Annotated in this window: 19 protein-coding genes; 6 read left to right on the top strand and 13 right to left on the bottom strand. The window is 38.9% G+C overall.

The window, feature by feature from the left end; genetic code table 11:
- Nucleotides 1-6 precede the first annotated feature (6 nt).
- From ACH30E_RS09705 to metK, 8 genes are all read right to left on the bottom strand, one after another.
- A complete protein-coding gene (locus tag ACH30E_RS09705) occupies nucleotides 7-453 on the bottom strand; it encodes a GNAT family N-acetyltransferase (RefSeq protein ID WP_490824656.1) in 447 nt (148 codons plus the stop codon).
- Nucleotides 447-1,457: an N-acetylneuraminate synthase gene (gene neuB, locus ACH30E_RS09700; protein WP_490824655.1), complete on the bottom strand. Its 1,011-nt coding sequence runs from the start codon at nucleotides 1,455-1,457 to the stop codon at nucleotides 447-449. The genes ACH30E_RS09705 and neuB overlap by 7 nt, the downstream gene beginning before the upstream one ends.
- A gap of 99 nt (nucleotides 1,458-1,556) precedes the next feature.
- Nucleotides 1,557-2,660: a Wzz/FepE/Etk N-terminal domain-containing protein gene (locus ACH30E_RS09695; protein ID WP_490824654.1), complete on the bottom strand. Its 1,104-nt coding sequence runs from the start codon at nucleotides 2,658-2,660 to the stop codon at nucleotides 1,557-1,559.
- Between the two features lie 19 nt (nucleotides 2,661-2,679).
- Nucleotides 2,680-5,100: an SLBB domain-containing protein gene (locus ACH30E_RS09690; protein WP_490824653.1), complete on the bottom strand. Its 2,421-nt coding sequence runs from the start codon at nucleotides 5,098-5,100 to the stop codon at nucleotides 2,680-2,682.
- Between the two features lie 413 nt (nucleotides 5,101-5,513).
- A complete protein-coding gene (locus tag ACH30E_RS09685) occupies nucleotides 5,514-6,449 on the bottom strand; it encodes a GDP-L-fucose synthase family protein (RefSeq protein ID WP_490824652.1) in 936 nt (311 codons plus the stop codon).
- A gap of 44 nt (nucleotides 6,450-6,493) precedes the next feature.
- Nucleotides 6,494-7,063, bottom strand: a complete 570-nt coding sequence (rfbC, locus tag ACH30E_RS09680; RefSeq protein WP_490824651.1) for a dTDP-4-dehydrorhamnose 3,5-epimerase — start codon at nucleotides 7,061-7,063, stop codon at nucleotides 6,494-6,496.
- 69 nt (nucleotides 7,064-7,132) lie between these two features.
- Nucleotides 7,133-8,455, bottom strand: a complete 1,323-nt coding sequence (locus ACH30E_RS09675) for a UDP-glucose dehydrogenase family protein (protein WP_490824650.1) — start codon at nucleotides 8,453-8,455, stop codon at nucleotides 7,133-7,135.
- 91 nt (nucleotides 8,456-8,546) lie between these two features.
- Nucleotides 8,547-9,797, bottom strand: a complete 1,251-nt coding sequence (gene metK / locus ACH30E_RS09670) for a methionine adenosyltransferase (RefSeq protein WP_490824649.1) — start codon at nucleotides 9,795-9,797, stop codon at nucleotides 8,547-8,549.
- 52 nt (nucleotides 9,798-9,849) lie between these two features.
- On the opposite strand from metK, the gene ACH30E_RS09665 reads away from it, so the two are divergent.
- The 3 genes from ACH30E_RS09665 to rfbA all read left to right on the top strand — a co-directional run bounded on the left by ACH30E_RS09665 (nucleotide 9,850) and on the right by rfbA (nucleotide 12,815).
- Entirely contained in the window at nucleotides 9,850-10,800 is a 951-nt protein-coding gene (locus ACH30E_RS09665; RefSeq protein ID WP_490824648.1) for a methylenetetrahydrofolate reductase, read from the top strand.
- Between the two features lie 17 nt (nucleotides 10,801-10,817).
- Nucleotides 10,818-11,870 carry a dTDP-glucose 4,6-dehydratase gene (gene rfbB, locus ACH30E_RS09660; protein ID WP_490824647.1) on the top strand — a complete coding sequence of 351 codons (1,053 nt, stop codon included), beginning with the start codon at nucleotides 10,818-10,820 and terminating at the stop codon, nucleotides 11,868-11,870.
- A gap of 87 nt (nucleotides 11,871-11,957) precedes the next feature.
- The gene (rfbA, locus tag ACH30E_RS09655; protein ID WP_490824646.1) at nucleotides 11,958-12,815 is read left to right on the top strand and encodes a glucose-1-phosphate thymidylyltransferase RfbA; all 858 of its coding nucleotides are present in this window, start codon (nucleotides 11,958-11,960) and stop codon (nucleotides 12,813-12,815) included.
- A gap of 4 nt (nucleotides 12,816-12,819) precedes the next feature.
- Here the strand turns inward: rfbA and ACH30E_RS09650 are convergent, their stop codons facing one another.
- The 3 genes from ACH30E_RS09650 to ACH30E_RS09640 form a co-directional block, all read right to left on the bottom strand.
- The gene (locus tag ACH30E_RS09650) at nucleotides 12,820-14,073 is read right to left on the bottom strand and encodes a nucleotide sugar dehydrogenase (RefSeq protein ID WP_490824645.1); all 1,254 of its coding nucleotides are present in this window, start codon (nucleotides 14,071-14,073) and stop codon (nucleotides 12,820-12,822) included.
- Nucleotides 14,074-14,157: 84 nt separating this feature from the next.
- A complete protein-coding gene (locus ACH30E_RS09645; protein WP_490824644.1) occupies nucleotides 14,158-16,584 on the bottom strand; it encodes an SLBB domain-containing protein in 2,427 nt (808 codons plus the stop codon).
- A 475-nt stretch (nucleotides 16,585-17,059) separates the two neighbouring features.
- Nucleotides 17,060-17,338: a GIY-YIG nuclease family protein gene (locus ACH30E_RS09640; protein ID WP_490824643.1), complete on the bottom strand. Its 279-nt coding sequence runs from the start codon at nucleotides 17,336-17,338 to the stop codon at nucleotides 17,060-17,062.
- Nucleotides 17,339-17,601: 263 nt separating this feature from the next.
- Between ACH30E_RS09640 and ispF the strand changes: the two genes are divergently transcribed.
- Nucleotides 17,602-18,096: a 2-C-methyl-D-erythritol 2,4-cyclodiphosphate synthase gene (ispF, locus tag ACH30E_RS09635; protein WP_490824642.1), complete on the top strand. Its 495-nt coding sequence runs from the start codon at nucleotides 17,602-17,604 to the stop codon at nucleotides 18,094-18,096.
- Nucleotides 18,097-18,178: 82 nt separating this feature from the next.
- On the opposite strand, the gene porV is transcribed toward ispF, so the two are convergent.
- Nucleotides 18,179-19,324 carry a type IX secretion system outer membrane channel protein PorV gene (gene porV, locus ACH30E_RS09630; protein WP_490824641.1) on the bottom strand — a complete coding sequence of 382 codons (1,146 nt, stop codon included), beginning with the start codon at nucleotides 19,322-19,324 and terminating at the stop codon, nucleotides 18,179-18,181.
- Nucleotides 19,325-19,583: 259 nt separating this feature from the next.
- Nucleotides 19,584-22,964 (bottom strand): type IX secretion system sortase PorU, encoded by a 3,381-nt coding sequence (gene porU / locus ACH30E_RS09625; RefSeq protein ID WP_490824640.1) that lies wholly within the window; start codon nucleotides 22,962-22,964, stop codon nucleotides 19,584-19,586.
- 387 nt (nucleotides 22,965-23,351) lie between these two features.
- On the opposite strand from porU, the gene ACH30E_RS09620 reads away from it, so the two are divergent.
- Both ACH30E_RS09620 and ACH30E_RS09615 read left to right on the top strand, forming a co-directional pair.
- The gene (locus ACH30E_RS09620) at nucleotides 23,352-24,917 is read left to right on the top strand and encodes an SUMF1/EgtB/PvdO family nonheme iron enzyme (RefSeq protein WP_294994983.1); all 1,566 of its coding nucleotides are present in this window, start codon (nucleotides 23,352-23,354) and stop codon (nucleotides 24,915-24,917) included.
- A gap of 511 nt (nucleotides 24,918-25,428) precedes the next feature.
- The gene (locus tag ACH30E_RS09615; protein WP_490824639.1) at nucleotides 25,429-26,706 is read left to right on the top strand and encodes a UDP-N-acetylmuramoyl-tripeptide--D-alanyl-D-alanine ligase; all 1,278 of its coding nucleotides are present in this window, start codon (nucleotides 25,429-25,431) and stop codon (nucleotides 26,704-26,706) included.
- The last annotated feature ends 135 nt before the right edge of the window (nucleotides 26,707-26,841 follow it).

The raw sequence follows: 26,841 nt of genomic DNA, 5'->3' as shown, positions 1-26,841 counted from the left end.
TTTTATTCACCTTGATTTCTGCCTTTTCATTTTTAGTTTACACTCTTGAATAGTTCCGACATTTAAAAACCCAAATTTTTTATACAGGGCTATCGCTTTCTCATTTGACTGATCCACTGTTAAATAAATTTCAGAGAGTTGCTGATCATCACCATATTTAGTGAGGTATGTCATAATAGTATTACCAATTTTCATACCCTGTGCATTTTCGGCTACAGCTATTCCCAGCCATATTGTACTCCCATCTTTATCTAAATGGCCATACCCTAATGGCCTATTATTACCAAGAATAATTACCGTTACCAGGTGATTTGATAAAACTGATAATGGCCTACTAGAAAAATAACGAAAAGTGTTTAATGCTGATCCAGCTTCTTCTGCTAAGAACTTTTCAAGTAAGGAAGTGTCATCGGCTGTCACTTCTACTATGCTTATTTCATTAATATTTACCATACAATTGAATCAAGTTGGAGCACTTCATCTTTATTCATTGTTTTTTTCAGTTTCTTACCTATTACGGCATCTACCATATTTACTGGTAAGCCTGAAGCTGGTCTCTTATATCCAATATGATTTTCTGTCAAAACAGTTCCTTCGGCTAAATCTTCATTAAGCACTAGGCTTCTTTTCATCCCATAACTGTTATCGATTTCACTTTGTGTAGGGCGCTTTATTCCATTGCCTAATGACAACTCAATCTGCCTTATACCATATACCAAATCTGCAAATTCTACAGGAGTCAGTGAAGATGAATGATCTGGACCTGGCATTGATTTATCTAGCGTAAAATGCTTTTCAACTACAGACGCCCCCATGGCAACTGAAGCAAAGCATGCATAGTTATTCTCTACATGGTCAGAATATCCAATTTCAACTTTACAGGCTTCTTTCATACTAATCATTGCCAATAAATTCGCATCCTCAATCTTTGATGGGTAATTGGTGGTACACTGCAATACAACAATATTATTGTTACCCTGACTTCTAATTTCTTGAACAGCATCAAACACTTCTGAAAGTGTACCCATCCCTGTAGAGATTATTACTTTTTTATTGGTTGATGCTACATACCTAAGAAAAGGCAATTCGGTTAATTGTCCAGATGCCACTTTATAACCATCTACATTTAAAGACTCTAAAAAATCAACATCTTCTTTGTTATATGGAGTGGATAAAAAATCAATACCAATTGTTTTACATCTTTCCATAAGTATTTTATACTCTGGAAATCCTAATTCTAATTTTTTCAGCATATCGAATTGGGTTTCTGATCGGTCAGTAACCTCTAATTGATATTTGGCCTTTGGTGAGTTCTTTGTAACTATTCGATCAGCCTTAAATGTTTGGAATTTAACACAATCGGCTCCTGCCTTCTTAGCTGAATCAATCAATTCTAATGCTATTTGCAAACTTCCATTATGATTTACACCTACTTCTGCAATAATATAAGTTTTCATAAATTCAGATTATTTAAGTTGCTAATTTATTACTCAAGTAAACTATAATTAAATTAGCCAATACCCATTTGACATTTCAAATAGCCAAGGAGAAACTCGTCAATTTTTTTTGTTGAAAACCTTTAAGTCTTCAAAATATTTTTTCCCTAATAAAAAGGTAATAGTAAGTACGATCCCTACGAAAAATAATAGAACAAAAATTCTAATTTTACTAAGTTTTATTTTTTCCAACGGCAAAATGGGTGTATCGATTATTTGGATTAATGGAGTTTCTCTCCTTAAGGAAACTTTAGCCAGCTCTAAATTTTTTACCAACTCAGTCAAAATAGCTGAATTTGCTTGAACATCAATTTGCCTTTGTGTTGATGGCACTCTCTGAATATTCAATGCAGTATTTAAGTTATAAATATTATCATTAGCAGAGGCAACACCGGATATGGCAGCATTCAATTGTTTTCGAATAGAGTCTGCTTGCCTGGTTAATATTTCTACGTTAATCCTTGATTTTTTGCTTTTTGTTTCTACATAAAATTCGGATACTTCATGAACGAGATTTTCTACAAAAGCTTTAGCAAATCGGGCATCTTCAAAAGTAAAATCAACTGAAATGATACTGATTTTTTTATCCCTTTGGCTTACTGAAAGATGATTTAATAATATCTCTTTCTGAATTACGCCTAATAGGCTATCTTGATAGATAGAATATTCATTTCTAGCCATATTCAGCGGGAAAGTGCTTTTGCCCTGCTTTGGAGAATTGTCTTCTTTTTCCTTTTTATTATTTTGAATTAAATAATAATCTGCAAGAGATATTTGTTGCCCATTAACTTTAGCAGAAGAAAGCAAGGTCTTTTCTATTATTGCCCTTGATTTCATAAGCTCGATAAGATTATTACCTGCAAAAGCCCCGCTTACGCCTCCTCCACCTAAATCAATCCCGAACTGGCTTGCTAAACCTAATGCACCAGACAAACCTCCTCCTTTTTCATCTTCCAATGCAAAAGTCAAAGTGGCTTTGTATGAGACTGGCTTCAAATACGCATAAATAACTCCAGCAATGCCCATGACAATTCCTACTGATACTATTACATACACATTACGCCTTATATACTTAGCCAATAAAATAAGCTTAACAAAGAAATCGGAAAGCGAATTCATCCCCGAATTATTTTCATTGGAAGTATTTTGGTTTTGGCTATTCATACTAAAACGTGTAATTATTTTATAATCTCAATATTGCAACAACAATACCTGCTAAGCTTGCAAACGCACTAGACAATCCAATAATTTCGCCTGTACTCATGCTCTTTTTTTCGGGCTTCAATGGAATTATGAGTTCACTGCCAGGCGTGACCTTCGGATAAGATTTGAAGAATAGGAATTTCTTAGCAGTTGCAGCTTTCCCATTAGGATAAATCACGTACGCTTTATCTTTCCATGCATTTCCACTATAACCGCCTGCTGCGGAAATATAATCTTTAAATGTATAACTTATTCTGTATGGCAATTGAGTTGCTAATAAAACTCCCCCACTAACTTTAATTTGTCCACTAAATTTTGGAACTACAATTTCATCATTTGCTTGTAATACTATATCCTCTATTGACCCTGGTGTAGTAATTATTGCATTTAAATCTAGGGGGATTTGACTATATTCTTTTGTTACTTCCTTAATCAACAGTTCTGAAGTATCGCGGTTATTCTGCTGGAATTTACGAATCACATCTTCCGTATTACGGTTGTCTGTATCTACTTTATACCTCTTTAGGTATGCTGCTTCCAGGTAAGCATCGGGTAAAAAGCCACCGGATCTTTTAATAATATCACTGATACGTTCACTTCTTTTCCCAAGAACATAAGGGCCTGGATATTGAACCTGTCCATCAATTTTTACTGAAACAGGTATCGTATATTCAATTTTACGTCTTATAGTTATTACATCAAATGGCATAAGCGGAATATTTGCTTCAGCACTTGAAATACTTAAATCGTTGTCGAGGTTTGCATTAATAATAATGCTCATCCTATCGTCTGCAGGAGATATACTATCTCTCTTAATTAACCTCGCAATTTCAATACTCTTAAATGCAGCATCTGTAAAACCACCAGCTTGTAAGATTAAATCCTTTAAAGTAAATCCTTCCAGATAATAATATTCGCCTGGCAATCGAATTTCACCTTGTATGATAATTTTTGCTGAATCTCTCAAATCATATACCGACGTAATTAAGATTTCATCCTCTGCCCGAAGCAGTAAATTGTGCTCCGGGTCCTTTTCTATTGCCTTCTTAACATCAAATGAGAGAATATTTTTCTTCATATCAGTTCCAATTCTGATCAACTGCCCTCTTTGCATAAACGCATCTTCTTTAAGACCATCTGCGTTATTTACCAGATCAGCTATTCGCATCTGATTGCTCAATTCATACATTCCTGGCCTATAAACTGCGCCTGAAATAATAATGCGGTTTTTATACCTGTTTAAAATTTTAGAGGCTATAAAAACATCCCCTGATACAGGTATATAATTTTTATAGTCATCTTCTTTCATATCCTTTAAAGCAAGTTCACGATCCGTACTTTGAATTACTTTAATAGATGCCTGGTAGGCAGTATCAGTAAATCCAGAAGCATAGCTGATAATATCTTGAAGTGTTTCCCCTTTTAATAATTCGAAAATACCAGGTCGCTTAAATTGGCCTTTTAATTCAACCCTTGATTGATAGGTAGGAATAACTATAACATCATTATCTTTCAGTCCAATATTATCAGATTGATCTCCTTTAAGTAAAAATCGATAAAGGTCAATCTTCTTAAAAGGTTTGTTATTTCTCAATAATTCAATTTCACGAAAACTTCCAAACTCAGAAGGCCCACCGCATACAAATAATGCATTAAATACAGTGGAAAGGGATGAAAGCGTATAATTTCCTGGTCTGTAGGCGCCAATGATGGTAACCCGAATACTCCTGATTTTACTTAAAGACAAAGTCATTTTAGATGCCCCAGTTCTTAAAGTCCCATAAACCGTTGAACTGAGTATTGATTTGATTTTCTGCGTAGAAGCATCAATGGTAAGACCAGAAACTGAAATTTGTCCAACGTTCGGTATCAGTATATTTCCCTCAGGAGAAACGATAAAACTATTATTATACTCCTGAACTCCATAAATTGATATCTGTATTTCATCTTCAGTACCAAGCACATAGTTCAATGGTGTTGGTAATTTTAAATTAGGCTCAAAACTTGGAGAAAAAGAAGTGTATAATTCAGATCCAAAAATCATAGGATTAATCAATGATTTTTTAATCGATTTTTTTTCATAGTTAGCAACATCAATTGTATCAGAACTATTATTTGATCGTGCAACATCTTTTTTAATGTTACGATCCCCATTCATTGACATTTTTCCAGTAACGCTTTTATTAGTCGTCGGTTGGTTTAATCTTTTTTGCAATTTTTCGAATTCGGATGAACTCATTCCTTTTGACAGAGCCAACTGAGCTAATTGCTCAGTAGTTAAATTAGATGTTGAAAGTTGAATCCTAATTTTCTCAATATCCTCATCAGAAAGTTGGTCGACATTAATTTGACTTAAGTCCTTTGACTTGAGAATATCTTGGGCAAATACATTATTCGCCATACACATCAGTATGCATACAATAAATACTTTTACCCAATATCTCATAAGTAATAAAATTTATATTGAAAAAAGAGCATGGCTACGCCAGTCTGAGTCACATTCGTGGTACAATTTTTAACCAAAAAAAAATGACCCAACTAAAAATCTTTACAGTAATTTAATAATATAAATTAAAATTTAAATATATTAAACTATTACTATTAAGACTATAACCTACTGAATCAAGCAAATATATGAACATGGGGCTTTTGGAACAAATGTTTTATTAAGATTAGGTTTAATAAAAGTGCTTAAAGTGTCGAAATAAAATATGGACCCAATCCAACGGAATATTTGGCTAAGTCGATCCAAATCATCTTAAAGAATTACTTATTCAATACCTTTTACAAGACTTGAAGTATGAAATGTGAATTTTATTCCTCCCATTGATGATTCTTGATTTCTTCATATACTTTTTGAATTCCTTCATATAAATCAATTTTCGCCTCCCAACCAAGTTGTTTTAGACGTGAAACATCAAGTAACTTCCTAGGTGTCCCATCTGGTTTATCAGGATTGGTAAGAATTTCACCCTCAAAACCAGAGACTTTTTTGATAAGCCTGGCTAGGTCCAAAATCGAAATATCTTTCCCAACTCCAATGTTTACAAGGTCTGGCTTATCATATTCTTGCATTAGAAAAAGAAGCGCATCACTCAAATCATCAACGTGCATAAATTCTCTCATAGGCTTTCCAGTACCCCAGATTTCGACAGAGTTATCATTTCGTCGTTTCGCCTCTACAAATTTTCTAATTAGCGTTGGCAATACATGTGCGTTATTTAAATCATAGCTGTCATTAGGCCCATATAGATTTGTTGGCATTGCAGAGATAAAATTACAGCCGTATTGTATTCGGTAAGCATTACAAAGTTCGATGCCTGCAATTTTTGCAATAGCATATGGCTGATTAGTACTTTCCAAAAATCCGGAAAGTAAAGAGTCTTCCTTAATTGGCTGTTGAGCTAATTTGGGGTATATACATGATGAACCTAAAAAAAGCAATTTTTTTACTTTCATCACATATGAAGCATGAATGATATTAGACTCTATCATTAAATTATCATATATAAATTCCGCTCGGTATTTATTATTTGCCCCTATTCCACCCACTTTACCTGCTGCAAGAAAAACGTAATCCGGTTTCTCAACTTCAAAAAATTGATTTACCTCAGCTTGTTTTCGCAAGTCTAATTGTTTTGAACTTCGAGCAATAATATTTTCAAACCCTTCTTGTTGCAATTTCCGGACAATTGCTGAGCCCACCATTCCATTATGCCCAGAAACATATATTTTATCTGTCTTTTCCATATATATTAGATTAATGTCTATCGATCATTATACTGACCCTGATGTTATACTAAATAATTGAAAACCAAATCGTCTTCAATTTCCTTTAAAGTTGGTAATTGGCCATCTTTTTCAGAAAGAATCAGGTTACCCGGTTTAATCTCCCAGTCTATATTGATTGTAGAATCATCATAACGAATGCCTTTCTCTGATTGTTTATCATAAAAATTATCGCATTGGTATAAAAAAATAGCTTCTTCGCTTTTAACTATAAAACCATGAGCAAACCCACGAGGAATAAATAATTGTTTTGCATTCGATTCAGATAAATTCACCTTAATATGTTTACAATAGGTAGGCGAGGATTTTCTTAAATCCACTACAACATCTAACACTTCTCCTTTCAAAACCCGTACTAATTTCGACTGTGAATATTCTCCAGTCTGGAAATGCAGCCCCCGAAGTACATTCTTTTTCGACATCGATTGGTTATCCTGAACAAATTTTACATTAATATTTGTTTTTTGATAAAATTCAGCCTTATTGAAAGTTTCAAAGAAATAACCACGTTCGTCAAAAAAGACTTGATCATGTAAAATAAGACAACCTTCCAACTCCGTATACTCAATTCTCATTATATGACAGATTTTGTAATTAAAGGCTCTAAAATGTTGATTAGTTAAAAATAAGTAATACTTATTTACCTACTTGGATCTACTAATTATACTTTTTCTTCCTATGCTGTAATACTCAAATCCGAAATTTTTTATAAGTGAAGAATCAAATAGATTTCTACCATCAAATATGACTGCTTTCTTCATCCTATTAACCATCATTTCAAAATTCGGTGTACGAAATTCACTCCACTCTGTAGCAATCATTAATGCATCGACTTCTTCTAAACAATCATACATATTATTTGAATAGATTAATTTATCTCCAAACAATTCTTTTAAATTACTTAACGCTTCCGGATCAAAAGCGCAAATAATAGCTTCTTCGCTTAATAATAAATTAATGATATAAACTGCCGGCGCTTCTCTGATATCATCTGTATTTGGCTTAAACGACACCCCCCAAAAGGCAATACGCTTATTCTTCAAATCTCCGTTAAAATGTTTTAAAATATTATAATACATGTGTTTTTTCTGATTTTCATTAACTTTTTCTACTGCTTTTAATATATGAAAATCATATGCACATTTCTCGGATGCATGAATCAAAGCTTTGACATCTTTTGGAAAACAACTACCTCCATAACCAATGCCAGGAAAAAGAAAACGCTTTCCAATTCTGCCATCGCTCCCTATACCCTTTCTTACCATATCAACATCAGCACCCATTCGTTCACACAACTGGGCAATTTCATTCATGAAAGAGATTTTAGTAGCCAAAAAAGAGTTTGCAGCATATTTAGTAAGTTCTGCCGATTTCTCATCCATAAACAGGATAGGATTACCCTGCCTTACAAAAGGTGCATATAAATCACCCATTAATTTCTTAGCCCGGTCTGAAGAAGCACCAATGACTACTCTTTCTGGTTTCATAAAGTCTTCAACAGCCACTCCCTCTCTCAAAAATTCCGGATTACTCACAACATCAAATTCACCCTGGTAATTTTTTTGTATGGTTTGTCTAACCTTTTCTGCGGTTCCAACCGGAACAGTGCTTTTATCTACTATAATTTTATAATCTGAAATTATGTTACCAAGTTGATCTGCTACACCTAAAATGTATTTGAGATCTGCCGAACCATCTTCACCGGGAGGAGTAGGTAACGCCAAAAAAATAATGTCTGCGTCGGTAATTCCTGCAACTAAGTTGGTGGTAAAGTTCAACCTACCTTCATTAAGATTACGGAGAAAAAGCTTTTCTAGGCCAGGTTCGTAAATGGTTATTTTACCATTTGACAGGTGGTTAACCTTTAATTGATCGATGTCTATACAAGTAACACTATTACCAGTTTCAGCAAAACAGGTTCCAGTAACAAGACCCACATATCCAGTGCCAATAACTGCTATCTTCATAATATATATACTAAGGTTAAAGTCATATTATTTTATAAGAGAAAAGCCCCTCATAGACATGAAGGGCGATTGTTTATTGTAAAATTTATACTTACAAACCAAAAGCTTTTTTCACTTTTGGCACGTAGTCCAGTTTTTCCCAGGTAAACAACTCTACTTTTACTTTCTTCTCTTTACCATCTGGTGATTTAAAGGTTTTGGTAATCACTTCGCTCTTGCGACCCATGTGGCCATAAGCTGCAGTTTCGCCGTATATCGGGCTACGCAGTTTCAGGCGCTGTTCGATAAAGTATGGACGCATATCGAAGATGCCTTCTACGATTTTAGCAATCTGACCATCGGTCAGGTTAACTTTAGCGGTACCGTATGTGTTTACGTTGATACTGGTTGGTTGTGCTACACCGATAGCATATGATACCTGTACCAATACTTCACTTGCAACACCTGCAGCTACCAGGTTCTTAGCAATATGACGGGTAGCATAAGCAGCTGAGCGATCGACCTTGCTGGGATCTTTACCGCTGAATGCTCCACCTCCGTGGGCTCCTTTACCACCGTATGTATCCACGATGATCTTACGACCCGTTAAGCCCGTATCTCCGTGTGGACCACCGATCACGAATTTACCGGTTGGGTTAATGTGGTACTTGATATTGTTGTTGAATAATTTAGCGTATTTCTTGTATTTGCTCTTTACCCTAGGAATCAGGATATTGATGATATCAGATTTAATTTTAGCCAGCATTTTTGCTTCTGTATCAAAATCATCGTGCTGGGTTGATACCACAATCGCATCGATTCTTACAGGCTGGTTGTTATCATCGTATTCCAGTGTAACCTGGCTTTTTGCATCTGGACGCAGGTATTTGATCTGCTTGTTCTCTCTCCTTAATACAGCCAGTTCAATCAATATTTTATGTGCCAGGTCTAAAGCCAGTGGCATATAATCGTCGGTTTCATTGCTGGCATAACCAAACATCATACCCTGGTCACCGGCGCCTTGCTCTTCTTTTTTCTTTTTGTCTACACCCTGGTTTATATCAGCAGACTGCTCATGGATAGCAGAAAGGATACCACAGCTATTGGCTTCGAACATGTATTCACTTTTGGTGTATCCGATTTTGCGGATAACTCCACGGGCAATTTCCTGTACGTCCAGATATGCTTTTGATTTTACTTCTCCTGCCAGTACCACCTGACCAGTAGTTACCAGGGTTTCACAGGCAACTTTAGATTGAGCATCGAAGGCTAAAAAATTATCGATTAATGCATCAGAGATCTGATCGGCCACTTTATCCGGATGTCCTTCAGATACGCTCTCAGAAGTAAATAAATAAGGCATATACAATTTATAATTTAAGTTTGCAATATTATAACGTATTGCGCAAAGAACCATGAAAGTCATTGACAAAATCACTAATAGGTCAGAAACCCTGATATCATTTGAAATATTACCTCCCTTAAAGGGCAAAACCATTCAATCAGTTTTTGACCATCTTGACCCGTTAATGGAGTTTAAACCTTCGTGGATTAATGTTACTTACCACCGTAGTGAAAGTAGCTTCAAACGCATGCCAAATGGAGCCTTTGAACAAGTGGAAATGAGAAAGCGGCCAGGCACTGTAGGCATTTGTGCTGCAATTATGAACCATTATCAGGTAGATGCTGTACCGCATCTAATTTGTGGTGGTTTTACCAAAAGAGAAACAGAGGATGCATTGATTGACCTTGATTTCCTTGGCATAGACAATGTCTTGGTACTAAGAGGAGATGCTTCAAAACATGAGGGAAATTTTAACCCTCAACCTGGAGGCCACCATTATGCCATCGAATTGCTGGAACAGGTGAGGAATATGAATCAGGGAATTTATATAGATGAAGACATTAAAAACGGTGGCAAAACAAGCTTTTGCATGGGTGTAGCGGGTTACCCAGAAAAACATTTCGAAGCACCGAATTTGGAAATTGATTTGCAAAACCTGAAAGCGAAAGTAGATGCTGGTGCCGAATACATTATGACACAGATGTTTTTCGACAACCAGAAATTTTTTGATTTTGTATCGGCCTGCAGAAAGATCGGAATTTCAGTTCCAATTATACCAGGATTAAAGCCAATTAGCAGTAAAAAACAATTGACCATTCTTCCTCGTATATTTCATGTAGATATTCCAACAGAGTTAGCAAAAAATATACTTGCTTGCAGAACCGATGCTGACTGTGAAAAAGTGGGAACTGAGTGGTTAATATTCCAAAGCAAGGAATTGAAAAATTATGGCGTTCCTGTATTACATTATTACACTTTGGGCAAACCAAAAATAATTTCTAATACAATAAAAAATTTATAACTATCTGACCCAATTTTATGAAAAAAAATATTCTTGTTACGGGAGGTGCGGGGTTTATAGGTTCTCATGTAATCAGGTTACTGGTTGGTAAATATCCCAATTACAATATTATAAATTTGGACAGCCTAACTTATGCTGGCAACCTTGAAAATTTAAAGGATATTGAGAATAATAAAAATTACTTCTTTGTAAAAAGGAATATCCTAGAACCATTAGAACTTGAGAAGACATTTCAAGAATACAAAATAACAGACATCATCCATCTTGCAGCAGAATCTCATGTAGATCGGTCAATCGTTTCTCCATTAGATTTTGTATACACTAATATTGTTGGAACTGTTAATTTACTAAATACTGCTAAAGAGTTTTGGGGTTCAGAACAGAACCACTTATTCTACCATATTTCAACAGATGAAGTATATGGTAGTTTAGGGGAGAATGGTTTTTTTACTGAAGAAACCTCCTATGATCCGCGATCCCCATATTCAGCCAGTAAAGCATCTTCAGATCATTTTGTAAGGTCATATCATGAAACTTACGGCATCCCTGTTATTATTTCCAATTGTAGTAATAACTATGGCCCAAACCATTTTCCTGAAAAATTAATCCCCCTATTCATTCATAATATTATAGAAAAGAAATCATTACCCGTTTATGGAGACGGTAACTACACCAGGGATTGGTTATATGTAAAAGACCATGCAGCAGCAATTGATCTAATCTTTCATCAGGGAAATCCTGGTGAGACTTATAATATTGGAGGGTTTAATGAATGGAAGAATATTGACCTTATAAAATTATTGTGTGCACTTCTCGATAAAAAATTGGGAAGAACTGAGGGTGAAAGTGAACAATTAATCACCTACGTTAAAGATCGTCCGGGACATGATAGAAGATACGCCATCGATGCTTCTAAACTTAATAAACAATTAGGTTGGAAACCAAGTGTAACCTTTGAAGAGGGGCTTTCAGCAACTATTGACTGGTACCTGGAAAATACTGAATGGTTAAAAAATGTAACTTCTGGTAATTACCAGAAGTATTATGAATCAATGTATCAAAACAGATAAATAATTAAATGCCCTATGTAAAGTATTTCATTAGGCACAATTTTACACAGGGTGTAATGTCTGGCAAAAAAGATAAAAATTAAACAGATGAAAGGTATTATCCTTGCAGGCGGCTCTGGCACTCGTCTCTACCCCATCACTAAAGGCATCAGCAAACAATTAATGCCCATTTACGATAAACCGATGATCTTTTATCCGCTGTCGATTTTAATGCTAGCAGGTATTCGTGAAATATTAATCATTACAACTCCAGAAGATAATGCACAGTTTCAAAGGCTACTTGGTAGCGGTGATGAGCTGGGTTGTACATTTTCCTATGCCACCCAGGAAGTTCCCAATGGCCTAGCTCAGGCATTTGTAATTGGTGAATCATTCATCGGTAACGATAAAGTAGCACTTATATTAGGTGATAATATCTTTTTCGGTTCTGGACTTGTACAGCTCATACAATCATTTAATAACCTGGAAGGAGCAGCCGTTTTTGCCTACGAGGTGCAAGACCCTGAACGATATGGTGTGGTTGAATTTGATAGAAATAACAAAGCAATTTCTATTGAAGAAAAACCAACTAAACCAAAATCAAATTATGCAGTACCAGGCTTATATTTTTACGATAATACAGTTGTAAATATTGCCAAAAAAATTGCCCCCTCACCCAGGGGTGAATATGAAATAACTACCGTAAACAATGAATATTTGCAACAAGGAAAATTACAAGTGGGTATCATGAGCAGGGGTACAGCCTGGTTAGATACAGGAACTTTTGACTCTTTAAGCGATGCCTGTGAATTTGTACGGGTCATCGAAAAAAGACAGGGACAAAAAATTGGCTGTATTGAAGAAGTAGCGTGGAGAATGGGCTTTATCAATAAAGAACAATTACTATTCTTGGCAGAAAAATATGCTAAAAGCGGTTATGGAGATTACCTACGGAATTTACGCTAAATAATCACAAACGTAACTTAACCAATTCCCTCTCCACCACCCCTTGCGTATCAAAAATTACAACTTCCCTTTTATGCAATGAAAGGAAATTAATTCCCCTAAACAGATCATGCTTAACAGCAACAATCAATGCGGAAAGATGCAATGCTAACCCATCATCGATAAACCGGATATCAGGATGTGCGTCTGTATTCACCCAGGGATCCTGCACAAATACATCAAGCCCTGCATTTGTTAATGCATGATAGAGATCAGCAACCTTGGTGTTACGTGTATCGCTGCAGTTTTCTTTGAATGTAAAACCCAGTATTAAAACTTTTAAACCACGGATATTGCCTTTATGTAAGTTTACCAATGTACGGATCATTTTGTCTGCTACAAACTCTCCCATCCTATCATTGATTTCCCTACCTGCCGCAATAAGTTTGGGTTCGTACCCAACCTGTTTGGCTTTGTGCACAAGGTAATGCGGATCAACTCCAATGCAATGGCCGCCCACTAATCCGGGACGGAAGGGAAGAAAATTCCATTTGGTAGCCGCTGCTTCTAACACATCTCCTGTATCAATACCCATTTTATCAAACATCAAAGCCAGTTCGTTCATAAAGGAAATATTCACATCGCGCTGAGCATTTTCAATGGCTTTGGCAGCTTCTGCCACTTTAATAGAAGGGGCGAGATGGGTACCTGCTTTTATAACCTGATCATACAAATATTTTACGCTATCTGCAGTTGCAGGATTAGAACCTGATACCACTTTTTTTATGTCTTCAATATTTCTTGACCGATCACCCGGATTGATGCGTTCCGGAGAATATCCCACAAAAAAATCTTCATTAAATTTCAGCTTGCTGTATTGCTCCAGTAGAGGTACACATTCCTCCTCCGTGCAACCTGGGTATACGGTTGATTCATAAATCACCAGGTCATCTTTTTTTAATATTGCCCCAATCATTTTAGAAGCATCCTGCAGAAAACTGAGGTCAGGTGTTTTATCGGGATGTAAAGGCGTAGGAACTGTAACGATATAAACTGTACACTTACTTATATCTGATATTTCACTGGTAAAATGCAGTGATGGAACTGATGTAATGGCTTCTTTTGTTAATTCATGGGTACGGTCAACCCCAAGTTTTAATTCCTGTATTCTATTGGCATCAATATCATATCCTATAACGGAAAACTTTTTGGCAAAAGCCACCGCCAGCGGTAACCCCACATACCCCAGTCCGATAATACCAATAGATTGATTTGCCATTGAGGGCAAAGATAGGGTAGATGTGAATTGTCAATATTGATTAGTTCTACTAGCTATTGACAATTCACCATTGACAATTCACATCTACTTCAACGTATTCATAATCGAAATCGCCACCCCGGCCATGGAAACCAATACCCCGGCAATACCAAGTACCTCACCAGTGGTGGCTTTTGTTTTGATGGCTTTGGGCGGTACTATTATATCGGCGCCGGTTTGGATGCGGGGATAGTTTTTGATTAGTCCGAACAGGTATTTTTCAGTTTTGGCTATTTGTCCATTGGCATAAACCACATAAATATTTTTTCTGCGGGCATTATCCGTTATGCCCCCTGCCCTGCCCAGATAATATTTGAGGGAGCGACCTTGTTCGAAAGTTATTTTGGTGGGAGAATATACTTCGCCGCTTATTTTAACGAGCAGGTCTTTTTTGGGTACTTCTAATACATCACCTTCTTCTAGGAAGAGGTTATCATCTGAATCGGGATTATTCAAAATGGAATTAATATCAAGGGCTATTTTAACGGAAGGGTCAAGTAGTTCAGACACCTGGCGATAGTCTACTGAATCGGCAAGTTCATCTGCAATTATTTTGGCTTTCTCATCTTGTTGTGCCCTTCCCTGCCTGTTGATACGGGTAAGTGAAATGGCATCGCGGTAGGCAATATCTGTGAACCCACCTGAACGTTCCAATAAATCGCTCACCCTGTCTTTTTTGGTGCGGATGGTATAATTACCCGGATACAAAACTTCCCCCTGCACCTGTACCTGTTTTTGTTCTGCATAGCCCGGATTTTTTCTTACGGTAATAAGGTCGAAGGGTTGGAGAAAGAGCTGGGTTCCTTTTGTGTTAAGGTTACGGTCAATATCGATATGCATTATATCGGCCAGGTTATCTGAAATGGTGTTGGTATCTGTTGATGTGATACGTCTGGCAATTTCTATTCTATAGGCTGAAGCTGCTTCGGTAAATCCGCCAGACTCGAGCAGCAGGTCTTTAAGTGTGTAGTTATTGCGATACAGGAAAGTACCGGGTTTTCTTACTTCCCCGGAAACGGTGATGAGTTTTTCATCTGCCATATCTTTTACCGAGCTGATCAGTACCGAATCGTTTTTTTGTAAGAAAAGATCATTCGAAGAATTGGTCAACAGTTCATTCAGGGAGAAGGCAATCATTTCTTTGCTGTGATCGGGTTTTTGTCGTTTAAGGAGTGCCCTGTTGAGGTATGCATCTTCCCGAATACCTTCTGCTTTTTTCAGCAGGTCGCTCAGTTTCATCCCTTCTTTCAACTCATATAAACCCGGACGATAAATGGCCCCAGTAATTGTTACCCTGTTTTCGTATTTGTCTAATACGGGTTCAATGGCAATACTGTCTCCTTTGCCGGGTAAATATTTTGAAAAGTCTGTTTGACTAAGGTCCTTAACTTTTCGCTCGCGGCTGGTGAACTGGTTCACTTTTATATTGGCCGTGTAAGCTTTTTCTGTGAAGCCTCCAGCATAGTCTAGCAGCGTTTGTGCCGTTTCATGTTCCAGTAATTCATACAAACCCGGTCTTTTAACTTCCCCAGCAATGGTTACCCTTTTCTGGTAAACGGGAATATTGATGATATCGCCTTCTTTCAACAGAATATTCTGGCTGGTATTGCCTTTCAGTAAAAACTGGTACAGATCGGCTTTCAGGTGAACTTTATTGTTCCTGATTAGTTCAATAGACCGGAAAGAACCAATTTTTTCAGGTCCACCACAAAGGTATAATGCATTGAAAAGTGTGGTGAAGGAAGACACCGTATAGTTCCCCGGTTTTGCAGCGCCTAATATGGTAATACGTATGCTGCGTATATTACCCAGGGTAAGTGTGAAATTAGTAACTCCTGTAGCGATTGACCGGTAAACAGTCTTAACGAGTTTATCGCGAATAAGTTTTTTGGCTTCTTCTATGGTAAGTCCGGCAACGGTTAATAGCCCTACATTTGGAATATTGATAGCGCCTTCCGGCTGGATTAATAATTTGTAATTGGCTTCCTGCACTCCGAAAATATTTATTTCGAGTTCATCATCCGGACCAAGCTGGTAATAAGAAGGTGTAGCAATCCGTAGGTTGGGTTCGAAAGACAACGAAGCTGTTGTAAAAAGTTGTGCGCCGAAAACCGGTGATTCTGTGCTTTCCTTTTTCTCTACTACCGGATAATCGCCCGGTATGGTTTCTCTGGTACTATTTGGCAGATCGGCATCTGGTTTATTTACACCCTGTTTACCTTCAAGTGCTGCGATGCGTTGCTTAAGTTTGGAAATTTCGCTTTGGGGCATTCCTTTAGCGGCAGCGATCTGTTCTGCCTGTGCAATGGAAAGGGAAGCCTGTTTCAGTTGCGCGATAAGACGGGTAATATCTGCATCAGAAACATGGTCAATTTTAACCTTACTTAGGTCTTTGCCATTCAGGATATCCTGAGCGAAGATGTTAGTTTGTGAAACAAAAAAACATAGCAGTAGTAAAAATTTCAAGCGCATTGTAAATACTGATTCATAGTTTTAGATATGGCGCAGCAATGCAATACATCGCCAGGCAACAAAAAAGCCTGTTTTTCAGTGGAATTGGATGATGAATTACCCTTACTTTGAAAAGGCTCAAAACGGTTGAAAAGCCGGGTAATACTATTATATAACAAATTTAATCAAATTTTAAGGTTTACGCAAATTAAGTGTTGGGGGAAGAAGTCCATAGTCCATGGTCCATAGTCCATAGGAGAGCCGAAATGGGTTTTACTATGGACCATCGACTATGGACTATGGACCTACTTCCCTCCCCCAAATATCAAATCAGAGCGACCTACTTCATCGCCCGATTAATAACTGATTGGGGTTAATTATTAGTTGCCCCCTTCGACTCCGCTACGCTTCGCTCAGGGTGGCGAAGCCGAGGGGCCCTCTCAATATTAGCACCACCCCCATTCGACTCCGCTACGCTTCGCTCAGGGTGGCGCAGTCAAAGGGCCTCCCACCCCGGGTTCTTCATCCCAATCAACCATTCTTTCTTCACCCTAGACCATCTCTTCAATTGCTTCTCCCTAAGCATGGCATCTTTCATCGAGGGAAAAAATTCATAATAAATAAGCTTACAAACATTGTACTGAGCCGTAAAACTCTTTCGATAATATTTAGTCTGGTGCTCTTTTACCCTTCTTGCTAAGTTATTCGTAACACCGATGTATAGGGTGGTGTGATGTTTATTGGTTAGGATATATATCCATCCTCCTTTTTCCATTTTATTCTTTTTATAAAAATCTCATTGTTTTTATTGCGGGTTACCGCAATAAAAACAATGAGCCCCGAGCGCAGCGAAGCGAAGTCGAGGGGCCTCCTAACTAAGAGCAGTATTTTAAATATAGCAGCATTTAAATGCTGCTAACATTGAGGAGACCCCTCGACTACGCTGCGCTTCGCTCGGGGATGCTGCTACCATTCAGGAGCCCCCTCGACTTCGCTGCGCTACGCTCGGGGATGTTGTGCTTACCTTATATTTACATTATGAACATCCGAATAGGTTACGGCATCGACTACCACCAACTCGTTGAAGGAAGAGATTTATTTATCGGAGGAATAAAAATTCCCCACCACAAAGGCGCACTCGGACATAGCGATGCCGATGTACTCCTGCACGCCATCTGCGATGCCTTACTCGGCGCAGCCGCGCTGGGAGACATAGGCGTTCACTTCCCTGATACTTCCAGTGAATTCAAGGATATAGACAGTAAAATTTTACTCGCTAAAACAAAAGCATTGATAGAAGCCGAAGGCTATAAAGTCATCAATATAGACTCAACCCTCTGCCTCGAAGCCCCCAAAATAAAACCCTATGTTCCCCAGATGCAGGAAACCATAGCCAATATCCTGGGCATTACAATCAAAGACGTATCCATCAAAGCAACAACAACCGAGAAAATGGGATTTGTGGGAAGAGAGGAAGGACTAGTTGCGCATGCGGTGGTATTAATTTGGAAATTTGGAAATTTGGAAATTTGAAAATGAAGCACATTTCTAATTCTGAGGTTTTCCAAATACTAAACTCCTCATTTTCAAATTTTCAAATTTTCAAATTTCCAAATTACTCCTTCGGTTCAAGATTAAAAACAACTCCAAGCCTCAACGTATTCGAAAGCGGGTTTCTTGTTACCCCGCTGCCGGAGGGCACTAGATAAGAGAAGTTGATATCCATAAAATCTAAGTGGAAGCCGGCGCCTACGCTGAAGTATTTTCTGTTGCCGCGGTATTTGTTTTCATAGAAATAACCAGAGCGGAAAAAGAACTGGTTATTGTATCCGTACTCAGCTCCGACAGAAAATTGGAGTGATTTACCAAAGCCTGTTCCATCACCAAAAGATTTCATCCAGCTACTTACTACTCCTGTGGTTCTGTAGCTTACCAGATTGGCACTGTCTACTGAAAAATTACCAGTAGCAACAGGTGCTGCAGGAACCAGTAGTTTGTTCATGTCGAGCGCGAAATTGATTTTATTGTTTTCATCCAATACTTTGGTATAAGATACACCGATACCCAGGTTGGCAGGTATATAGTCTTTATTCCTTGCATCATTGGTATAACCAATTTTACTTCCCAGGTTCGATAAAACAACACCCCAACTCCATCCTTCTCCATTTTCATTTAATCCATTATTATATAATGATACATCACCTGCTACTGCATTACCTGCTTTATATACCACACCTGTTCCCACATCACCTACAACCAATCTTGAATTGATATAACGTAATGCTACCCCAATGCTTAATTTTTCATTTAGTTTTCGGGCATAACCCAGATCAAAAGAAAATTCACTTGGACGAACAGAGTTCAATATATTACCTGAAAAATCGGTTAGCTGGATATTACCTAAACTGAAAAATCGAAGTGAAGATGAAATAGCTTGTTCATCATCCAAACGATGATACGCAGCCATACTGGCCAGGTAAACATCATTAAGACCTAGGTCTTTTAACCAGGGAGTATAGTTAACCGCGATTGCAGATCTTTTTGGTGCAAACATCACTTTGGAAAGGTTCCAGAAAGGGGCATTTGCTTCCGGTGTAGTAGCGATGGCCACATCACCCATACCACCCGCTCTTGCATCGGGTGAAATACGGAGAAAGGGAACGGCGGTAGAAACGATATTGATGGAATCCTGTGCAAAAGAGCTATAACTCAACATCAATGCAAGGATGGCTATAAGGGTTTTTTTCTGCTTTGAAAACATGAAGCAATTTATTTAAAAAGTTTAAACTAAAATGTGAATCCTGAGCGAAGCGCAGCGAAGTCGAAGGACCCCCTCGAAGCGCCGAAAGCCGTCCCCCGCTGAGCGTAGCGCAGCGAAGTCGAAGGACCTCTCTGTGATAGCAGCATCTCATTAAAGGCTACATTCATAGCCCTCCTATATTCGGGGGGATACTTCGACAGGCTCAGTATTATTCGACAGGCTCAGTATTCATTAGTAAAAATCAAACCATCAGATACATTTAAAGCAGAATAAGTTGCCCGGCATGAACGGATTGTTGTGTGCCGGATTGTATGATTATTTGGTAAATATAGACAGCTTTTTGGATTTTTCTGCCTGATTCATCCCGTCCATCCCATTCAACCTGGATATTTCTTGTTCCTGCACTCTGGTAGGGACCGGTGAGTCTTTTGATGAGTTGTCCGGCAGTGCTGTAAATACGTAATTCTACCTGCAGTTTTTTTCCGGGCTGGTTATGTTCAAAAGAGAAGCGGGTGCGATCGCGGAAGGGGTTGGGAAAATTGAGCACTTTGCTGATGGCTAGTTTTTCCTGTTCTGCTACAACATAATCCAACCGGGCTTCTGTAGAATTGTTGGCTCCATCCCAGGCTTTCAGCACAAGGCTATGTGGCCCTTTTGTTTGAACCGGAAGCGGATAGCGAATCGTACCAGACTGCCAGCTATTTAAATCAGCTACATACCAATCGTTCAATACCCGAATGTCGCGCACCTGGTTGTCAATCACCAGTGTTATATCGTGCCCAATACCATTACCCGATGTATTGATACCAGCACTATCCGACAAGTATGCTAATAACGTTGGGGTTTCATGTGTTAGTCCGCCATTACGAAACAAAGTATCGTTCAGGTACAAACGTATAGCAGGGCCAACTTTATCTTCGGGGGCCAGGTTATTTCCAATCAGCACAAATCCTTTATCAGCACCTGCGGCATCGGTTGTATTGCTGTTGGCGTAAAGACTGATTCTTGCGCGGCCAGGTTGAAAGGATACATCTTTGGGGAGGATAAGTTTTAGTTTGAAATAACCTGAATCAACACTAAAAGTTCCTTTGAAAAGAATGGCCGATTGTTGTTGAAAGCCGGTAACCGGACTTGCCGGATCGTTTCCTAAGGTTTGAACTGTTTGTGGCTTATCGAAAACAGTAAGTGAAAGGGGTCCTTTAAAATTTTGAACAGGAATACCTGACACATCCTCGATTATCCCTTCCAATTGATAAGTATTGGAGGCGCGTAAAGTATCAACACCTGTTATTGTATTGTTTTGAAATTTGGTCAACCGAATCCTGTGTTCCGGAAATGCCAATTGCATGGCAGGATCACCAAGCAATAGAAATTTTCTGGTGTTCAGCACTTCACCTGCGTTCAATATAGCGTTGTTTTTAGCTAGCTGAACAGCTTCACCGAGACTTCTATATTTTCCTGTTTGGGGATCGGGATGTAAAGCAGATTGAATAAAATATTCATTGATGATTTTATTGCTGGAAGCGAATACGAGTCTGGCAGTGGTCAACAACCCAATTGCCCCTGTTGAATCTCCCGTTAACACTTGCGCGCCTAATGCATTTTTAGTAGGATCATCAAAAGGGTAAAAATCGCAACTTGCTGTAACAATCAAAGGAAGCTTGGCAGCATTGTTAAACTGGTTTACTTCATCCACGGTTAATACTGCTTCTTCTGCCAATCTTAAATGATTGCCATGTCCGCTGTAGTTAAGGATCAGCGCTCCATTATTCACTCTATTAACCAATGCTTCATTAACCGCAGGATACCTGTTACCTCCCGCACCACCTACCTGAGGAAAAGCATCGAGGTAAATTTTCTGGACCTGAAAAACCGGGTTTGCCGTTGCTGCCGAAACAGCTTCTGCATCATTGAGGTGGAGGTTCTGGTCTTCGTCATCCGCCAAAAAAATCAACTTATTGCGCCAATCACCAAAGCGGGATGTTTGGTGGTAGTTGATGATTTTATTCACCATCATATCAGCTTCTGCAATATTCCGCGCAGGTATTCTACCCACTGCCACGTCGATGGTTTGAAAAAGATTTTGTTGATTGATATCATCCTGATCATCTAGCATGCCAAAAAAATCATCAGAGGTAAAGCTGGAAAGCGGGTCGAGTGATTGGCTGCTTTGATAGGTTGGGATAAAAGAATAATTGTTTTGAAAGCGGCTTCTTGGATCATAAGAACCACTACCCATCAGTAAAACATATTTCAACCCACTTTTTTTATCGTACAACATTTTAATAAAATCGCGGACTGCGGTAGGATCGGGATTAGCTCCGGCAAATTCATTGTACACCTGTTTAACAGAAATTACCTGAACTGTTCGGTTATAATGTTTTCGGTGGAAATCAGCCAGCCTTAGTGCCGCATCCATAAATAAGGGATGTGTGATGATGAGGTATTCCGGAACAAGTAAGCCATGCAGGTTTTGGTTATCCTGCCTTCCTACTGCCCTGGGTATTTTGATATGTGTTGGAAGGAAGCTAAAATATTCTCTTAACCTGCTTGCGTCGTTATTAAAAGCAAATGCACCGGCACCGTTATCCTGCATGGTAACAACATTAGTTGGATCCGTGACATCCCAAACGCGCATACCGGTTAAGCGATAGGGAAATTGAAATCTGGCTATATTACCTGCCCCTACAGATTTCCAATCGCGAAAACCAAGCGGAGCAGTTAAATTGGGCATCAGGCTTCTTCTACCAAATAGTTCAAATTTATTTAACTGGCAGGTAGCACCTGCTGCGGCTGACTGGTACTCGAATTTTAGTTGCAGCTCGTTTTGTCCATTCCACAGTATATTTTGCTCCTGCTCCAAATGGGTTGCATAACGATCCAGGAATGTGCCGGTAACCGATGGAAAATTCAGTGGAAGTCCATTGATGCCATTAATAGAAGTTAGTATGCTAGCTGTGGCGTTTACATTTCTGGAGGCAAAAGAGCTGCGAAGCAAAAGGGGTTCAGTAAGCACTCCTCCAACCCAATCGATAAAGAAAGTTCTTGCCTGTCCGCGTATAAAGGAATCGCCATACCACTCCTTCCCTGATTTTATAAAATTGGATACATCATTTTCAACAGCATATCGTTCATCATAAGTGGTAACGGTAATATTTACTGAAGGATAATTAGTTTGGGTGTTGATGCGCTTACCATTATTACCGAGGGTAATAAAATAGAAAGCGGAGTCTGTGTACAGGTTTTTCTGGTAACGAAAACTTTGACGCAGGCTATCTTTAATCCATCTCGAAGCACCGGGAGCATAGAAAAGAAAATAGTCGTTGGTATTAAAGATGCCATCACCTCCATCAAAAACTTCGATTGCATTTTCAACCAGGTCATCGGTATAAGGAGCATTGGCATTTTCTCCCAACATTGCTCCGCCATTACCAAACAATCTTATGGAAGCTGATGGCAGGTTATTTCCTAAACCTAGTGTGTTGAGGAAGGCGCCATCAACCTTATAAATACCTTCACCAGCAATACTGATCTTATACCAGTTACCGCCAGACAATACAGAGCGCGGTGCATAGTTACGCTGTCCGTATAGGGAAGTGGTGAGGCATAGGAGAAGACAATATGGTAGGAAAGTTTTCAAAATAATGAATAATGAATATCGAATATCCAACTTCGGAGGCTTATTCACAAAACTGGTTGCACCAGCAGCATATCTCTGTGACCTTCTGTGTCCTCAGTGGCAATAAATGTATCAAAAGAGTTAATTGCCACTGAGGACACAGAAAAGCACTGAAGAAGATAATCAGAACTCCCCCTCCCTGTCCCCATCCCCCCTATTTTTTGTCGAATTCACCCTACAAAGAGCCCTAAAACCCTGTAAAAGCGGCTCTTAACCCCTTAAATCTTAAGCTTTTACTAACAATAGAATCCGGGGCAGCGATTGGTAGTTTAGGGAAATCATATATATTCGCATGTACTAAATAGCGGCTATAGCGATTAAACTATACTCCACAAACAAGAGAATCTCATGCAAGTATTGAAAACAACACGGAACCTGATCTTGTTGTTAACGTTAACCGGTGCCATGTCGTCCTGTAAGATTTTCAAGAAGAAACCTGAAAAATCTGCTATTACAGGATGGAATTATAACGACAAGAACCAGGGCAATTTTAATGTCGCTAAGCCAAAAGATATTAAAGCCGCTCCAGGTCTTGTGTTTGTACAGGGTGGTACGTTCACCATGGGTGCAACACAGGAAGATGTGATGGGCGACTGGAACAATGTGCCGCGTCGTATTACGGTAAACTCATTCTTTATCGATAAAACGGAAGTTGCCAACGTGCACTACCGTGAATACCTATACTGGCTCACCAATGTATTTGGTGGTGCAGGTATGGATTCGATTGTGGAAGAAGCCAAGCCCGATACCCTGGTATGGCGCAGTGAGCTTGCTTACAATGAGCCTTATGTAGAATATTATTTCCGTCACCCATCATATAACTACTATCCGGTGGTTGGTGTTAGCTGGAAACAGGCCACAGATTTTTGTATCTGGAGAACAGACCGTGTTAACGAGCTTACCCTGATGGGTAAAGGTTACCTGGATCCAAAAAACCAGATCAAGCGTGAGCTGAATGGTTCTGGTCAGGATAACTTCAATACCAAAGCATATCTGATGGATGAATACCAGGCAACTCCTGGCAGACAGGCCACAACAAAAAGCAATCCTTTGAAAGATGCCAACGGTCGACCAAGAACCAAAGTAACTTTTGAAGATGGTATTTTATATGGCGATTACCGTTTGCCAACAGAGGCTGAATGGGAATATGCCGCTTATGGCTATATCGCTGAGAATCCGCAGAAAAAATCTAAAGGATCTAAGCGTGGGGAAGAATTGATTGCGAATAAGCAGATCTATTCTTGGAAAAATAATGGTTACGATAACGTACGTTATACCCAAAAAAGTGCCTACCAGGGCGCCTTCCTCGCCAACTTTAAAAGAGGTGCGGGTGATAACATGGGTGTGGCAGGTGGACTGAACGATAACGCAGCGATTCCTGCAGAAGTAACTTCTTTCATCCCGAATGGTTATGGCTTATATAACATGAGTGGTAACGTAAATGAGTGGGTGGCAGATGTATATCGTCCGCAGAACTCATTGGATGGTGATGATTTCAACCTGTTCCGTGGTAACGAATTCCGTAAGATAGATATGAGTGGCGGTCAGGGTAACCTTCGCGATGATAAAGGCCGTATTAAAACAGTACTGGAAGAAGATTCTACTTTACGTAACAGAAGAAACTACCAGCGCTCTTATGCTACCAACTACCTGGATGGTGATTCATCCAGTTTTGTATACTATGGTTATGGTACTACCACCCTTATCTCAGATAAATCAAGGGTATTCAAAGGCGGTAGCTGGAATGACAGGGCTTATTGGTTAAGTCCAGGTGCGCGTCGCTTCCTCGAGGAAGACCTGAGTACCAACACCCTCGGTTTCCGTTGTGCAATGAGTCATTATGGAGCAGCAGAAGGTATTTCAAGAAAAGCCCAAACCGGCCAATTCTTCCCTACAAGAAGAAACAAACGATAAGAAGGAAAAGGTAAAAATAGAAAGAGCCATCTCTCGGAAGGAGGTGGCTTTTTTGATGGCAGATATCGGATCTTTGATTTTTTGATATGGTGTGAATTGTCAATGGTGAATGGTCAATAATTAATAGTGAATAGCCAGCAGTGAGTTTTTTCCTACTGACCACTCACTACTCACCAAATTCACTATTCACAATTGACAATTCACACCCATTATTGACTATTCACCATTGACAATTCACACTTATTGCTGCATAGGTGAATCTAGTCACGAGTTAGATGGAACACAGATTTTCATGATTTTCAGGATTTATCATGACAGATCTTGAAAATCATGATAATCTGTGTTCTATCCTTCGCATAAATTTCATCTCATAACGAAATCTCAAAGACATCAAATAAATTTAACCCATGTTTAAAAACGGTCAACGTATTTTAGGCATTCACAACCCAGAACCCAGAACCTAGTACCCAGTACCTATCATGCCTAACACCTAACCCCTTATCTTGCATATATGAAAACGGAAGCACTCTACCAGCTATATCAGCAACACCCTTCTGTACAAACTGATACAAGAAAACTGAAAGAGGGTGATATTTTCTTTGCATTGAAAGGTCCCAATTTTAATGGCAACCTTTTTGCCAAACAGGCATTGGAAGCTGGGGCGGCCTATGCGGTGATTGATGAGGCTGTTGAAGGAATGGATGATCGATTCATTTTGGTTGATGATGTATTAAGCAGTTTACAGGAACTGGCAGGTTATCATAGACAACAATTCAGCATACCTTTTATCGCCATTACAGGAAGCAACGGTAAAACCACTACTAAAGAACTGGTGTATACGGTTCTTGCCTCGCATTTTAAAACTTATACCACACAAGGCAATCTCAATAACCATATTGGGGTACCACTCACCCTCTTAAGTATTCCTGTTGATGCAGAAATGGCCGTAATTGAAATGGGCGCTAATCACCAGAAAGAGATTGCGGGTTATTGTGTGTATACAGACCCTACCCATGGCATCATCACCAATTGTGGCAAAGCTCATTTAGAAGGTTTTGGCGGTATTGAAGGAGTGAGAAAAGGTAAGGGTGAATTATATGATTATATCAGGTCGCATAATGGTACCATATTCAGGTTCAACGACTTTGACTACCTGCATGAAATGAGTAAAGGCATTGAAAAAGTAATTGGTTATGGAACACATGAAGGAGCAATAACCGGGGAAGTAATTGCCAGTGAACCCTTTCTTGAAGTAAGAATAACTAAAGGAGCATCTTTTACACAAGTCTCCACTCAACTGGTAGGCGCCTACAATGTATCAAATGTCTTATGTGCCATTGCCATCGGTAAAACTTTTGGTGTACCGGATGAAAAAATAAAAGATGCAATCGAAGCTTATATTCCATCTAATAGCAGATCGCAGATGGTTAAAAAAGATGGCAATCATATTATCCTTGATGCATACAATGCGAATCCTACCAGTATGCGTGCTGCCATTGAGAATTTTGCAAAACTCAAAGCCCCCAGTAAAGTTTTGATGCTGGGAGGCATGATGGAACTGGGTGAAGACAGCATAACCGAACACCAGCAGATCATTGATCTGATCAATAATTACCCATGGCAAAATGTAGTATTGGTGGGTGGTGATTTTAAAAACACATCACATAACCACCTCTTTTTTACCAATTCTACCGAAGCGGCAAACTGGTTCAAACAACAAAATTTCTCGGGAACCCATTTTCTGATTAAAGGATCGAGGAGCATGCAGATGGAAAAGATATTGGGGTAGTTGCAATCTCTTCAGTATACTTCTGTGCCTTTCTGTGACCTCAGTGGCAATATTTACTGCCACTGAGGTCACAGAAAGGCACAGAAATGAGGTATGCTAATTAAAGCCGTAACTAAAGTCACGCTACATTACCAA

This window comes from Sediminibacterium sp. FW305-C-61 (assembly GCF_058231065.1).
The sequence above is the reverse complement of the archived record's forward strand: the minus strand, read 5'-3'. Positions and strand labels throughout refer to the sequence as shown.

Excerpts from the sequence above, each read along its gene's own strand:
- rfbA (WP_490824646.1), top strand. The coding sequence starts at position 11,958 with ATGAAAGGTATTATCCTTGCAGGCGGCTCTGGCACTCGTCTCTACCCC.
- neuB (WP_490824655.1), bottom strand. The coding sequence starts at position 1,457 with ATGAAAACTTATATTATTGCAGAAGTAGGTGTAAATCATAATGGAAGT.
- ACH30E_RS09640 (WP_490824643.1), bottom strand. The coding sequence starts at position 17,338 with ATGGAAAAAGGAGGATGGATATATATCCTAACCAATAAACATCACACC.
- rfbB (WP_490824647.1), top strand. The coding sequence starts at position 10,818 with ATGAAAAAAAATATTCTTGTTACGGGAGGTGCGGGGTTTATAGGTTCT.
- ispF (WP_490824642.1), top strand. The coding sequence starts at position 17,602 with ATGAACATCCGAATAGGTTACGGCATCGACTACCACCAACTCGTTGAA.
- porV (WP_490824641.1), bottom strand. The coding sequence starts at position 19,324 with ATGTTTTCAAAGCAGAAAAAAACCCTTATAGCCATCCTTGCATTGATG.
- rfbC (WP_490824651.1), bottom strand. The coding sequence starts at position 7,063 with ATGAGAATTGAGTATACGGAGTTGGAAGGTTGTCTTATTTTACATGAT.
- ACH30E_RS09620 (WP_294994983.1), top strand. The coding sequence starts at position 23,352 with ATGCAAGTATTGAAAACAACACGGAACCTGATCTTGTTGTTAACGTTA.
- ACH30E_RS09675 (WP_490824650.1), bottom strand. The coding sequence starts at position 8,455 with ATGAAGATAGCAGTTATTGGCACTGGATATGTGGGTCTTGTTACTGGA.
- ACH30E_RS09685 (WP_490824652.1), bottom strand. The coding sequence starts at position 6,449 with ATGGAAAAGACAGATAAAATATATGTTTCTGGGCATAATGGAATGGTG.
- ACH30E_RS09695 (WP_490824654.1), bottom strand. The coding sequence starts at position 2,660 with ATGAATAGCCAAAACCAAAATACTTCCAATGAAAATAATTCGGGGATG.
- metK (WP_490824649.1), bottom strand. The coding sequence starts at position 9,797 with ATGCCTTATTTATTTACTTCTGAGAGCGTATCTGAAGGACATCCGGAT.
- ACH30E_RS09690 (WP_490824653.1), bottom strand. The coding sequence starts at position 5,100 with ATGGCGAATAATGTATTTGCCCAAGATATTCTCAAGTCAAAGGACTTA.
- ACH30E_RS09650 (WP_490824645.1), bottom strand. The coding sequence starts at position 14,073 with ATGGCAAATCAATCTATTGGTATTATCGGACTGGGGTATGTGGGGTTA.
- ACH30E_RS09705 (WP_490824656.1), bottom strand. The coding sequence starts at position 453 with ATGGTAAATATTAATGAAATAAGCATAGTAGAAGTGACAGCCGATGAC.
- ACH30E_RS09615 (WP_490824639.1), top strand. The coding sequence starts at position 25,429 with ATGAAAACGGAAGCACTCTACCAGCTATATCAGCAACACCCTTCTGTA.
- ACH30E_RS09665 (WP_490824648.1), top strand. The coding sequence starts at position 9,850 with ATGAAAGTCATTGACAAAATCACTAATAGGTCAGAAACCCTGATATCA.
- ACH30E_RS09645 (WP_490824644.1), bottom strand. The coding sequence starts at position 16,584 with ATGCGCTTGAAATTTTTACTACTGCTATGTTTTTTTGTTTCACAAACT.